The sequence below is a fragment of the Dyella choica genome, from assembly GCF_003977665.1.
Lineage (GTDB): Bacteria > Pseudomonadota > Gammaproteobacteria > Xanthomonadales > Rhodanobacteraceae > Dyella_B > Dyella_B choica.
This window is the reverse complement of record NZ_RYYV01000024.1, coordinates 1-14,504: the sequence shown is the minus strand read 5'-3', so window position 1 is coordinate 14,504 and position 14,504 is coordinate 1. Positions and strand designations below refer to the sequence as shown.

Genomic DNA, 14,504 nt, shown 5'->3' with positions numbered 1-14,504 from the left:
GTCGACGATGGGCATGCATGGCGAATCGTTGCGGAAGTCGCTACGAAATTGCGGTACTCGGGACGTCCAGAGTGAAACGAGCGCGATCCGGCAAAGTAGTGATTGGCGCACGTGGCCGGCTGTCGCATCAGGCCAGCCATCCAGAGTTCTTTGCAGGCGGCGACAATGTACGTGATGCGAATTTGTTCGTGCGCGCGGTGTATGACGGCAGTGAGGTCGGCAGGAGCATCGCGAGCATGCTGGTTAGCACGGCGGTAAAAGCGGTAGCTGAGGTCTAAGTCGTATAGCTGATGAGGATCAAAAGGCGGTGTTGTTCATGGCGCCGCTTTTTTTATGCCCCGATCTATTCAACGTAGGCTGGGATGACAATCCCAGCATCGCGCAGGTTGCGTGCATGGCAATGCTGGTTTTTGCAACCCAGCCTACGATTTCTATCCCAGCCTACACAGCGGCGTATCCGCCAAACCCCTCGAACTGCCCCTTGGACTTGTTCGAGCGGGCCTGAGTTGGCGCAAAATGTTGCGTTTGCACATAAGCGATGCCCGTTTCTCGATGATCCTGATAATCAGTGGCTTGGCGAAACTTCTTCGTTTGAACAGGCCAAGTGGGCGAACTTTCTGGTCCAAACGGTACTGTTAATTTATTGCGAAATCTGCTTAACATCCCCTGGAGCGCATCTTTTTGCGACGTAGCTTGATGCGCGAGGGGGAGTCAGCAGAGCCCTACCCGTCCCCACATCTGCTGCAGATAAAGAGGGAGTTGCCATATGCGTTTGAGAACGACACGGCTGCGCGACGCTATCGTATTTACCTTGTTTGCGGGTTCCGCCGGCTTCGCCCTGGCGGCCCACGCGCAGGATTCATCGTCATCCAGCAAGACGCTGGAGAAAGTGGTGGTGACCGGTTCCAGCATTCCGCGTACCGACCTGGAAACCGCTTCACCGGTGCAGGTGATCACCGCCAAGGATCTGCAGGCCAGCGGCCTGCCGACGGTGGCCGATTTCCTGCAGCGCCTCACCTCCGATGGCGCCGGTTCGATTCCGTCCACTTTCGGTAACGGCTTTGCCAGCGGCGCTACCGGCGTTTCGCTGCGCGGCCTGGGCGCCGGCTCCACGCTGGTACTGCTCAACGGCCGCCGTATGGCGTCGTTCGGCCTCGCCGACGACGGCCAGAAGGTGTTCACCGACCTCAGCACCATTCCGATGGAAGCGGTGGAGCGCATCGAAGTGCTGAAGGACGGCGCTTCGGCCATCTATGGTTCCGATGCCATCGCCGGCGTGGTGAACATCATTCTGAAGACCAACTTCACCGGTGCGGTGGCGAAAGTCTCGGCGGGCGTTTCCGGTAACGGCGACGGCAATCGCTATAAGGCTTCGCTGACCGCCGGCACCGGCGACCTCAACAAGGATCGCTACAACATCCTGTTCGACCTGGAAGGCATGAAGGACGACGCCATCCTCGCCACCGATCGCAGCGATCGCAAGTGGATCGGCACGGGTGACCTGCGTCCGTGGGGCTACAGCGCGGCCGGCAGCCAGTTCCTCGGCGGCGCGATCACCAGCGGCGGCGCCGCAGCCGGCAGCTCGCCGACCGGTGCGGTGCGCAATCCGGCTACGGGTCTGTATGCCTCGCTGCCCGGTTGTTCGCAGTTCTCCAATATCTCTCAAGCCGGTGGCGGTGGTGGCTGCTTGTGGGATACGGCAAAGTTCCGTTGGATCACGCCGAGCGACCGCTCGGTCAGCTTGTTCGTGCGCGGCACGTACAAGGTGTCAGACAGCACTCAGGTGTATAGCGAATTCGGCTACTCCAACAAGGTTTCGAAGTTCCAGACCACTCCGTCGGGCGTATCCGGCTCATGGGGTTATCCGGGTGGCGCGATCAATGCCAGCAGTGGTCCGGGTGCCGTGGTGCTAGGCCCTGGCGATCCGGACAACCCCTATGGCGCGAATGCGCGTCTGCGCTATTCCGCTTGGGACGTGGGGCCGCGCGTCATTCGCACCGACAATGACTTCTACCGCTTCCTCGTCGGTGTGAAGGGCACCTGGGGCGAGTGGGATTACGATGCCGCGTACATGCATTCGGGGACCGATCTCACCAGCACGCGCTGGGGTTACCTGCGTTACAGCGCGGTGCGCGATGCACTCACCAATCCCAATAGCCCATTCGGCTACTGGCGCCTCGGTGCGAACTCGGGCCTCAACAACCCGGGCATCTACAGCTACATCTCGCCGACGCTGCACGCCAACGCAAGCAGCCAGCTCGACTCGATCGATGCCAAGGTCACGCGTTCGCTGTTCGATCTGCCGGGCGGTCCGGTGGGCTTGGCGCTCGGCACCGAATACCGCCGTACGGCGGTGTCACTGACGCCGACCACGTATACCGACACGGGCGACATCATCGGTCTGGGCTATTCGGCCTACAAGGGCGCGCAGTCGGTAGCTGCCGGCTACGCCGAATTGGATGCGCCGGTGCTCAGCACGCTGGAAGTTTCGGCTGCTGGTCGCGTGGACAGCTACAAGGAAGGCAGCACCGCGGTGACGCCGAAGTTTGGCCTCAAGTGGTCGCCTATGCCGTGGCTGTCGTTGCGCGGTACGTTCGCGGGCGGTTTCCGTGCGCCGAATCCGGCCGAAACCAACGGACATCTGGCCGCGTTCACCAATGCCTCCGATCCCGTGCGTTGTCCGAACGGCAAGCCATTGCCGGGCGCTTCGCAGATCGACTGCCTGGAAACCATCGGCATCATCACTACGCCGAATACGCATCTGAAGCCGGAGCGTTCGCGCAGCTACACCGGCGGTATCGTGCTGGCGCCGACCGCGGATACCTCGCTGACCGTCGACTACTGGCGCATTCGCCGTACTGACGAAATCAACCAGATCACGGCCGCTTCAGCGATCGCGGCAGGCAGCGTGGTTCGCTCGGATAACAACCTACCCGGCATTGCCAACAGCGGTACGTTGCTCGCTGCGCTAGGCACCTACATCAACTCCGCGGCGACTTCGGTACGCGGCGTCGATATGGACTTCACGCAGCGTGTTGATCTGGGCACGTACGGCCGGCTGAACTTCGACCTGAATGCCACGCGTTTGATCTCGTATGCACGCCAGGACGTCAACGGCACCGTGCAGTACGCTGGTACCCACGGCAACTGCGATACCACCAACTGCATCGGTACGCCGCGCCATCGCGCACAGATCAGCGTCGACTGGGATATCCGCAACTTCTCGCTCGGCGCCATCGTGAACTATCGCAGCGCGTTCAAAAACGTACCGGAGGCGGGGGCTGCGTGCAACAGCGCGTTCGCCGACGGCACGGATGCGCCGGAGCATTGCCGCATCCCGTCGTTCACCACACTGGACCTGTCGGCCCGCTACCACTTCGCGGACAACTTCGAAGTGTTCGGCTCGATCTTGAACGTGACTGACGAAATCGCTCCGCTGGATCCGGTGACCTACGGCGCGATGAACTTCAACCCGCTGGATTCGAGCGGTGCGATCGGCCGTTACTTCACGGTGGGTGCGAAGTACACGTTCTTCTAAGCTCGCGATGCCGCCGCATCGGCTTTCGCGATGCGGTTTGAGTGGTAAAGCCGAACGGCGCGTCGAGTCATCGACGCGCCGTTTTGTTTTGTATTGCCCTGATCGGGTCCGCATCGGCTGGGATGACCATCGTAGGCTGGGTTGCAAAACCCAGCATTTGCAACCCGCGCGATGCTGGGATTGTCATCCCAGCCTACTGCGGCGCATGGCTCCCATCCCTCAAACCGACCCAAAGATTTGTCTGAGCGATGCGTATGTTGACGCAATATATTGCGTTCGCACAAACCAGTGTCTGTTCTCGACTGCCTTGATATTCAGTGACTTGGTGAAGTTTTGCTGCCTGAACGGACCATTCCGGCGATCTTCCTGGTTCGAGCGGGACTGTTAATTTATTGCGAAATTTGTTTACCATGCGTCTAAGCGCACCTTCTTACGGCGTAAGTTGATGCGCGAGGGGAGTCAGCAGAGCCCTACCCATCCCCCCACATCTGCTGAAAAAGAGGGAGTTCCTTTATGCGTTTCAAAACGACGCGGCTGCGCGACGCCATCGTGTTGACCTTGTTTGCGGGTACCGCAGGTTTCGCACTGGCGGCCAACGCGCAGGATTCATCGTCCTCCAGCAAGACGCTGGAGAAAGTAGTGGTGACTGGTTCGAGCATTCCTCGCACCGACCTGGAGACCGCTTCGCCGGTGCAGGTGATCACCGCGAAGGATCTGCAGGCCAGCGGCCTGCCGACGGTGGCCGATTACCTGCAGCGCCTCACCTCCGATGGCGCCGGTTCCATTCCGTCCACTTTCGGTAACGGTTTTGCCAGCGGCGCCACCGGCGTTTCGCTGCGCGGCCTGGGCGCCGGCTCCACGCTGGTGCTGCTCAATGGCCGCCGCATGGCATCGTTCGGCCTGGCCGACGACGGCCAGAAAGTGTTCACCGACCTCAGCACCATTCCGATGGAAGCGGTGGAGCGCATCGAAGTGCTGAAGGACGGCGCTTCGGCCATCTACGGTTCCGACGCGATCGCCGGTGTGGTGAACATCATCCTGAAGAGCAACTTCCAGGGCGCGACGGCGAAGGTTTCGGCCGGCGTTTCCGGCAATGGCGACGGCAATCTCTACAAGGCCTCGCTGACCGCCGGCATGGGCGATATCAACAAGGATCGCTACAACATCCTGTTCAACCTCGAAGGCATGAAGGAAGATTCGATTCGTGTCAGCGACCGCACCGATCGCAAGTGGATCGGCACGGGCGATCTGCGTCCTTGGGGCTACAGCACGACCGGCAGCCAGTTCCTTGGCGGCGCGATCACCGGCGGCGGTGCGGTGGCCGGCAGTTCGCCGACCGGCGCCCTGCGTGACCCGGCCACCGGTATCTACCAGTCGCTGCCCGGTTGCGGCCAGTTCTCCGGCATCTCGCAGGCCGGCGGCGGTGGCGGTTGCGTGTGGGATACGGCGAAATTTGCTTTGATCACGCCGAACGTCCGCTCGATCAACCTGTTCGTGCGCGGCACCTACAACATCTCCGACAACACCCAGCTCTATAGCGAATTCGGCTACAACGACAAGGACTCCAAGTTCCAGACCACGCCGTCTGGCGTGTCCGGCGCCTGGGGTTATCCGGGTGGCGCGATCAATGCCAGCAGCGGTGCTGGTGCGACGGTGATGGGGGCCGGTGATCCGGACAACATCCTTGGCCAAAACGCGCGCCTGCGCTATTCCGCCTGGGACGTGGGCCCGCGCCGGATCGAGACCAAGAACGACTTCTATCGCTTCCTGGTCGGCGTGAAGGGCACCTATGGCGAGTGGGATTACGATGCCGCCTACCTGCACTCGGGCACCGATCTCAGCAGCACGCGTTGGGGCTATCTGCGCTACAGCACGGTGCACGATGCGCTCACCAATCCCAACAGCCCGTACGGGTACTGGCGCATTGGCGAGAACTCGTACCTCAACAACCCTGGCATCTACGGCTACATTTCGCCGACGCTGAACGCCGATGCAAGCAGCGTGCTCGACTCGATCGACGCCAAGGTCACGCGTTCGCTGTTCGAACTGCCCGGCGGTGCGCTCGGTCTGGCGCTCGGCACCGAATACCGTCGCTCGGCCGTGGAGCTGACTCCGGTCACGTACACCCAGCAGGGCGACATCATCGGCCTGGGTTACTCGGCCTACAAGGGGTCGCAGTCGGTCGCAGCCGGTTACGCCGAACTGGATGCACCAGTGCTCAGCAATCTGGAGCTCTCTGCCGCCGGCCGCGTGGACAGCTACAAGGGAGGCAGCACCGCTGTCACACCCAAGTTCGGCATCAAGTACTCGCCGACCTCGTGGCTGGCTTTGCGTGGCACGTTTGCCGGTGGCTTCCGTGCGCCGAACCCGGCTGAAAGTGGTGGTACTGCCGCCGGCTACACCAATGTCTCCGATCCGGTGCGTTGCCCGAACGGCCTCCCTGCTGCGGGTGCATCGGCGACGGACTGCAACATCACCATCGCCAACATCACCGGTCCGAATGCCCATCTGAAGCCGGAGCGTTCGCGCAGCTACACCGGCGGCTTCGTGCTGGCGCCGAACGCGAATACCTCGCTCACGGTCGACTACTGGCGCATTCGCCGTACCGACGAGATCAACCAGAGCACGGCTGCCTCAGCCATCGCCGCGGGCCGTGTGCTCCGCGCCGACAACAATCTGGCTGGCATTGCCAACAGCGGTACCCTGCTGGCGGCAGAAGGCACCTACATCAACTCGTCGGCGACTTCGGTGCGTGGCATCGACATGGACTTTACCCAGCGCTTCGACCTGGGCAATGCGGGCAAGCTGAACTTCGACCTCAATGCGACGCGTCTGATCTCCTACGCACGCCAGGACGGTGGCACCACGGTGCAGTACGCCGGCACACACGGCAACTGCGATTCCACCAACTGCATCGGCACGCCGCGTTATCGTGGGCAGCTCAACGCAGACTGGGATATCAAGAACTTCTCGTTCAGCGGCACGGTGAACTATCGCGGCTCGTTCAAGAACGTGGTTGATGCGGATGCTCCGTGCAAGAACCATTTTGCCGATAATTCGGAAGCCCCGGCGCATTGCCGCATCCCGGCGTTCACGACGGTGGATCTCTCGGCCCGCTATCGCTTCGCCAGCAACTTCGAAGTGTTCGGTACGATCCAGAACGTGTTCGACAAGATCGCTCCGATCGATCCGCAGACCTACGGCGCGTTGAACTACAACCCGCTGGATTACAGCGGCGCGATCGGCCGTTACTTCACGGTGGGTGCGAAGTACACGTTCTTGTAAGTAAAGCGGTATCGCTGCATCGGTTTTCGCGATGCAGTTTGAGTTGAAAAGCCAAACGGCGCGTCGAGTGATCGACGCGCCGTTTTGGCTTATGTCATCCACGCTGCGCATCGGGTCAATCTCTAGCGTTTGTTAAGGCTTGGACCATGTTGGTCGGCAACGTCATATCAAAGATCAACAGGTTCATAACGACGGGGTGGCGCTGAATTTTCACCAATTCGTTGTGCAATGCGGGATTAGCTTCTCGAGCTTAAACGCCATGTCGCCGCAAAATATTACGTGATGTTAAGGACTTGTCGGACTACTTGAGTCTGTGGAAGACTTCGGCGCTGTGTCCCCACACGCCCAACTTTCCCCTATCTGCAACATCCCTTAGTTGGGCGAATCACAATCAGCTGTACCTCGGAGGGTATGAAAAATGACTCGTAATAAGCTTGCGCTTTCGTTGGCGGGCCTGTTGTTTGCCCCGATCGCCGGGACTGCTTTCGCACAGAGCGCCCCTGCTGCTGCCACGCAGGATCAGGGCCAGAACACCAAGCAGTTGCAGACCATCACCGTGACCGGTTCTGCACTGCCGCGCGTCGATACGGAAACCCCCTCGCCGGTGACGGTGATCACTGCGCAGCAGATTGCTCGCAGCGGGTTTACCACGATTTCCGATGTGGTTCGCTCCATCTCCGCTGACAATAGCGGCACCATCCCCACCTCGTTCACCGCCGGCTTTGCCGCGGGTTCGTCGGGCGTCGCGCTGCGCGGCTTGACGGTCAACTCCACGCTGGTGCTGATCGACGGTCATCGCGTTGCCAACTATGCGCTGCCTGACGACGGCGAGCGTTCGTTCGTCGACTTGAACTCGATCCCGATGAATGCGGTCGAGCGTATCGAAGTGCTGAAGGATGGCGCCTCGTCGCTGTACGGCGCTGACGCTATCGCAGGCGTGGTCAACATCATCCTCAAGAGCAACTTCCAGGGTGTGGAAGCGTCGGCGGAAGTTGGTACTTCGCAGCACGGTGGTGGCTTCACGCGCCGCGCCACGTTCCTGGCTGGTGGCGGCGACCTCCAGAAGGATGGCCACAATGCTTACGTCAACGTTGAGTATCAGCAAGACAACCCGATCTACAATCGCAATCGTAGCTTCCCGTACAACACCAGCAACCTGAGTTCCATCGGAGGCAACAACCTCATCGGTGGCCAGCCGGGCAACAATTCGGGTTCGATCTACGGCACCGTGCGTCCGGGCCAGATGACAGCCTCCGGAGCAGTGGTCGCCGCACCGGGCACGCCCACGCAGATTCTCGCTTCGGGTGGCTGCGGCCCCGCCGCAAGCTTGGTGACCAACGATCCGAACAATCCGGGCAGTTACTGCGCGCAGAACTTCATTTCGCAGTACGGCGAAATCGCACCGGAGGTCAAGCGTGGCGGCATTTCCGGCCGCTTCACGGTGAAGTTGAGCGATGTCACCACCGCTTACCTGGACGCCAGCTACTTCCAGACCGAGGTGGTTTCCACCAACGGCGCGCCGCCGCAGATCCAAGCCGGATTCCAGCACAACACCAACGGCATCGCGCTGCCGCCGACGCTTGCCAACGGCCAGCTCAATCCGAACAACCCTTATGCGGCATCGGGCCAGTACGCGCTGATCAACTATGCGTTTGGCGACCTGCCGAACCAGGGCTCGTTCGACAACACCAACCACAACTTCCGTTTGACCACCGACGTGACCACCACGGTTGGCGGCTGGCATCTGGATACCTCGGTGATGATCAACCACACCTGGTTGGACATTCATAACAAGGGCTTCATCAACTACAACCAGTTGATCAGCGACATCAACACGGGTGCGTACAACTTCGTCAACCCGAGCGCGAATTCGGCGTCGACGCGTGGTGCACTGGCTCCGACCATCGCCAGCCAGGCCACCACGGATCTGGACTCGATCGACTTCCGCGCGAGCCGCGAGTTGTGGGACCTGCCCGGCGGTGCGCTGGGTCTGGCGACCGGTGCCGAGGTGCGCCATGAAGCGCAGAACTCGCCGCAGCTCAATCCGTTGGCCGGAGCGCAGAGCCTGGGTCTGTCCCAGACCATTGGTCGCCGTAACGTTGCCGGTGCGTACGTCGAAGTTGATGCGCCGGTACTGACGTCGCTGGAACTCGATGCCTCCGGCCGCTTCGACCACTACTCGGACTTCGGCAACAACTTTGCGCCGAAGGTCGGCTTCAAGTGGCAGCCGTCCGAGATGATCGCCGTTCGCGGTACGTTCTCGAAGGGTTTCCGCGCACCGAGCTTCGCTGAAAACGGTTCGTCCGAAGCCGAAGGCTTCGTGACCTACACGCCGCCGGCGTCCCTGGCTGCGGCCCATGGCAACAACGCTTACGTAAATCCCTATACCTTGGGTCAGTTGTCGACCGCCAACCCGGCCATCAAGCCGGAGAAGTCAACCAGCTTCACGTTCGGAACGGTTTTCCAGCCGCTGCATAACCTCAGCCTGTCGCTGGACTACTTCCAGATCAAGAAGACCAATGTGATCGTGCAGGCGAGCCCGAACGCTGCGCTCGCCGCTTATGCGGCAGGCCAGCCGTTGCCGGCTGGCACGGCGGTCATTGCGGACCTTCCCGATCCGCAATTCCCGAACGCGCTGCCGCGTCCGCTGATCGTCGAGGCGCCGTACATCAACGCCAACTCGCTGAAGACCAAGGGTGTCGACCTGAACGTCCACTTCGAGCAGGACATTGGCGGCGGCGTGCATTGGAGCAGTGACGTCAATGCCACCGACATCTTCACCTGGAAGCAAACCCAGCCGGACGGCACCGTGATGCAGTTCGTCGGCACGCACGGTCCTTTCAGCCTGTCGTCGGGTGCAGGTACACCTCGTCTGCGTGGCTCGTGGGCGAACACCTTTACCTACGGTCCGGCTACCGTCACTGGTACGTTCTACTACACCAGCGGCGAGAGCATGACATCGCCGGATCTTGGCCCGGGATGCCAGTCGGTCAACACGGCCACGGGCATGCCGTTCCCGTCAAGCTGCTACCTGTCGTCGTTCCTGGACTTCGACCTGACCGGCCGCTATGACATCAACCAGCACGTGGCGCTGACCGCTTCGATCATGAACGTGTTCGATCGCAAGGCTCCGCTGGATCCGATGAACTATGCGGCAAATAACTACAACCCTACGTACGACATGAATGGCGTGATCGGTCGCTTCTTCAACCTCGGCGTGAAGGTGAAGTTCTAAGCACCGAACCGGTCATGCATGACGTGAATTTCGTTATGCATTCTTAAATTCGGTGTAGTCCCCATAACGGCGCGTCGCTCGACGCGCCGTTATTTTTGCGCGGGTGAAAAGTTAGACGGCTGTTGCAGCGCATTATTTCGCATCAAAATTAAGTGAAATCGCAACATATTACGCACGATTCCTTCGCACATGTAATCGTTTAAGCACGCGGTCTCGCAAAGATTCGCTACCTCACTGCCTATTTGCTGGGTGCTGCTGCATCGCCGGGGTCGCAATTACCTGCCGATGTTAAATACTTGTCCATAACGGCTCAGTGTGGTAGACCGCGCTTGGGGTCTGGAAGGATTCCACTACAACTTGTTATCCAGCGGATCGATTGGGCAACTCACAAGCGGTTACACCATTAACGGTTAGACCTTGGAGGGGTTCCAAATGAAACGTAATCAACTTGCGCTCGCGCTTGCAGGTTTGTTGTTGGCGCCTGCCACCGGAGCGGTTTTCGCACAAAACACTGTCCCGCAAGATCAGCAAGCCACCGCACCAGCGCAGCAACAGCAGGGGCCTGCCAAACAATTGCAGACCATTACCGTCACCGGTTCTGCCTTGCCGCGTGTCGATACTGAAACGCCATCGCCGGTAACGGTGATCACCGCACAGGACATCGCACGTTCGGGCTTCACCAATATTTCCGATGTGGTGCGAGCGGTTTCCGCTGATAACAGCGGTAGCATTCCGCCCTCGTTCTATGGTGGCTTCGCGACGGGTTCCGCGGGTGTCGCACTGCGTGGCTTGACGGTGAACTCCACGCTGGTGCTGATCGACGGCAAGCGCTCGGCCAGCTATCCGCTGGTGGACGACGGCATCCGTTCGTTCGTCGATCTGCAGACGCTACCGTTGGTCGCCGTCGAACGCATCGAAGTGCTGAAGGACGGCGCCTCGTCGATCTACGGCTCCGACGCGATCGCCGGTGTGATCAACATCATCCTCAAGCCCAGCTTCCAGGGCGTGGAAGGCAGCGCCGAGGTCGGAAATTCGCAGCATGGTGGCGGCTTCCACAAACGTGCCACCTTGATGGGCGGTATCGGTGATCTGGACAAGGATCATTACAACGCCTATTTCACCGCGGAATGGGAGCAGAATCAGGCGATCCGCTTGAAGGATCGCGACTATCCCTTCAATAGCGCGAACTACACCGCCATCGGCGGCCCGGATATACGCTTCGGCAACCCGTTGAACATCAATGGCTCATCGGTCGGCACCGTAGCGCCGGCAGGACCTAACGCAGGCGGTGCGATCACCGGTCCATTCCAGCCGCTGGGTCCGTGCACTGGTGGTACTCAGTCCGTGACCATTCCGGGCGCGGGGCCGGGCACGGGCACGTACTGCGCACAGGATCAGTTCAATCAGTATGGCCACGCGCAGGAGTTCACGAACCGGGATGGCCTGTATGGCCGCTTCACCTACAAGTTCAACGACACCACCAAGGCCTATGTCGGCATAAGCTACTACCAGTCCGTACTGCACGCTCCTGGTACGCCAAGCCAGATCCAGAACCCCGTACCGGTCAACACCGACAACATTCAGTTGCCGCCGGGAAATCCATCCAACCCATTCCCGGGCCAGTACGCGAACATCAACTACCTGTTCGGTGATATTCCAGCCTATACCGCCACCGATACGCACAACCTGCGCGGCGTGATCGACTTGCAAGGCACCTTCGGCGACTGGAACTATGAGGCGTCGTTGACAGGCAACCACCAGTGGATGGGGTACACGATCCTGGGCTTGATCAGCTACCAAGGGCTGACCAACGCCATCGCCAACGGCACTTACAACTTCGCCAATCCGTCGGCCAACAGCGCAGCCGTGCGCAATTCGGTTTCGCCAGCCGATGTCGCACACAATCATGCGGACATGGATGTGTTCGACTTCTCCGTGAACCGCCAACTGTTCGACTTGCCGGGCGGCCCCACCGGCTTCGCAACCGGTATCCAGTTCCGTCATGAAGCACAGCTGCAGCAGCAGCTCAATCCGGGCGGCATCTATGAAGGTCTGGGCAACACCTTCATCATCGGCCAACGTAACGTAAGCGGTATCTACGCCGAGTTCGATGCGCCGCTGCTGGAAAGCCTGGAAGTCGACGTCTCCGGCCGCTTCGACCATTACCCGCATGTCGGCAACAACACCTCGCCGAAGGTCGGCCTGAAGTGGAAGCCGCTGGACTGGGTGGCGTTTCGCGCCACTTATTCGAAAGGTTTCCGCGCCCCGCAATTCGGCGAAGGCCCCGGCAGCTTCAGTGCAGGCTTCGTCAACAGCTCGGTCGTGGGGCAGGGGGCGCCGGCGTCGTTCATCAACGCACACGGCAATTCGAATTACGTGACCATACCGTACTCGATTGAAGAAGGCAGCTCGGGTAATCCCAACCTGAAGCCGGAGAAGTCGCGCAGCTTCACCTTCGGTGTAGTGGTGCAGCCGGTCAGCTGGTTGAACGCCTCGATCGACTACTACAACATCAGGAAGAGCAACGTGATCGTCCCGGCGAACCCGGGCGTCGCCTTGCAGAACTATTACGCCACCGGCACCGTGTTGCCCGGCTACACGATGCAGTTCGACATACCCGATCCGCTACATCCCAATGCGCCGCTGCGTCCGGTTTTCGTGGGCGCCGATTACGTCAACGGCAACTGGCTGAAGACCACGGGTGTCGATCTGGATTTGCAGGCGCACTTTACGTTCGGCAACGGCATCACGTACATCAGCGAACTGCAGGGCACGCAGATCTTCCAGTGGAAGCAGGATTCCGCCGGGCAGATCCAGAGCTACGTCGGCACGCAGGGTCCGTACAACCTGTCTTCCGGTGCGGGTACGCCCCGTACCCGTGGCAACTGGGCGAATACCGTCCAGTGGGGGCCGCTCAGCCTGACTGCCACGATCTATTTCACCAGCAAGGAGTTTGAATCGGCGCAGGACGTCACTGGCACCACGGCATGCTTCGACGCCCTGGGCCCGAACGGCGGTCCGTTGGCCCACAACTGTACGTTGTCCTCGTTCACTTACGCCAACCTGGTGGGCAGCTACAAGCTCAACGACCACATCACGTTCACGGCCTCGGTGGACAACGTGACGGACCGCAAGCCGCCGATCGATCCGTTGAACTATGCGGCCAACCTGTACAACCCGACCTACGACTTCGCCGGCATCGTCGGCCGCTTCTGGAACGTCGGCGTAAAGGTGAAGTTCTAGACTGCTTCGAGCAGGGAACCCTTCCATTGCAAATTGTGGCGCGCCGGGCAACCGGCGCGCCTTTTTCTTTGCATGCGGCAAGCCTGGGCACCTGGTTGGATGGACGCCTTGTCGTGGACAATGCATGCCTGACTTTCATGCCGAGTAGGGGAAAAGCCTCATGCGGATGGGCCTTGCCGCCAACGCGCTTCATCATGACCACGACGACGCAGCGCTGTTCCGCTGGCTGCGAGCGTGCGGACAGGGCATTCGTGAGTTGGATCTGCATCTGCACGCGGTGGGACGTACCCATGCGGCCATCGAGCGGAGCGATTGCCTTGCCAGTTACTCCGGCTTGCTGCGTTACCCGTACGGCCGCGAAGGTGGCTTGATGAAGCTGGTGGCCGAGGTAGTAGGCATGCATGCGCCACAGCGCACGCTGGACGGTGCGATCTATTTGATCGATCCGGTCGACCCTTCCTCGATCTTTCCCGAGGCCGTGGCCTTGAAGCGCCAGTGCGTGATCCACCAGAAGCCCTTCATCTCGACCGTGGCCTCGGCGCGCGACTGGGTCGAAATGGAGCGCCTTCAGGCCGGATTGGCGCCCGACCCTGGCGCCAACGAGCTGCATGCATTGGAACAGCAGACCATCGCCTTGATTGCGCATGACGCGATGAAGCCGCAAATGATGGCGTACGCAGCCGATCACTTCGATGTGCTCGCGCGTTTCGCCCGCAGGGTGGCCACGGGCACCACCGGCCAGCAACTGAACGAGCTGGCCTGGAGCCGCGGCTGGCCGCAAGGCGAGAACTGGGTGGAGCGCTACCAGAGCGGCCCGATGGGCGGCGACGCGCAGATTGCCGACCTGGTGCTGGAGCGGCGCTGCCAGCGTGCGATCTTCTTTGAGGACCCGCATGTGGCGCGCCAGCACGAGGCGGATATCCAATTGCTGGAACGCGCGGTGACCACGGTGACCGATGACGCCGTGTGCATGACATCGCCGCGAGTGGCTGCGCGCTGGGCTGATGCAGCACGAAAGCGTGCGGCGCAGTTGTAGGCTGGGATGACAATCCCAGCATGCATGCAGCATCACGATGCTGGGATTGTCATCCCAGCCTACGGGCTCCTCTGCCAAGCACTTGATTAGCGTCGAGTCTCAGTAGGTGAGCAGAGGTAGGGCGAGCATGGCGGCATCCCTCAAGCGGAGGTGCCGCCATGCCGATG

The 14,504-nt window shown here is 60.7% G+C and carries 6 protein-coding genes; all 6 read left to right on the top strand.

The genetic code is table 11. The features are described from left to right. Positions 1-71 precede the first annotated feature (71 nt). The 6 genes from EKH80_RS20695 to EKH80_RS20670 all read left to right on the top strand — a co-directional run bounded on the left by EKH80_RS20695 (position 72) and on the right by EKH80_RS20670 (position 14,337). Complete coding sequence (locus EKH80_RS20695; protein WP_126686701.1) at positions 72-278, top strand: hypothetical protein; 207 nt, start codon at positions 72-74, stop codon at positions 276-278. 488 nt (positions 279-766) lie between these two features. Next, the gene (locus EKH80_RS20690; protein WP_126686700.1) at positions 767-3,538 is read left to right on the top strand and encodes a TonB-dependent receptor; all 2,772 of its coding nucleotides are present in this window, start codon (positions 767-769) and stop codon (positions 3,536-3,538) included. Positions 3,539-4,051: 513 nt separating this feature from the next. Beyond that, entirely contained in the window at positions 4,052-6,823 is a 2,772-nt protein-coding gene (locus EKH80_RS20685) for a TonB-dependent receptor (protein WP_126686699.1), read from the top strand. A 418-nt stretch (positions 6,824-7,241) separates the two neighbouring features. Then, entirely contained in the window at positions 7,242-10,058 is a 2,817-nt protein-coding gene (locus EKH80_RS20680) for a TonB-dependent receptor (protein WP_126686698.1), read from the top strand. 432 nt (positions 10,059-10,490) lie between these two features. Beyond that, a complete protein-coding gene (locus EKH80_RS20675; protein ID WP_126686697.1) occupies positions 10,491-13,301 on the top strand; it encodes a TonB-dependent receptor in 2,811 nt (936 codons plus the stop codon). 160 nt (positions 13,302-13,461) lie between these two features. Continuing rightward, a complete protein-coding gene (locus EKH80_RS20670; protein WP_126686696.1) occupies positions 13,462-14,337 on the top strand; it encodes a methylglyoxal synthase in 876 nt (291 codons plus the stop codon). Positions 14,338-14,504 lie beyond the last annotated feature (167 nt).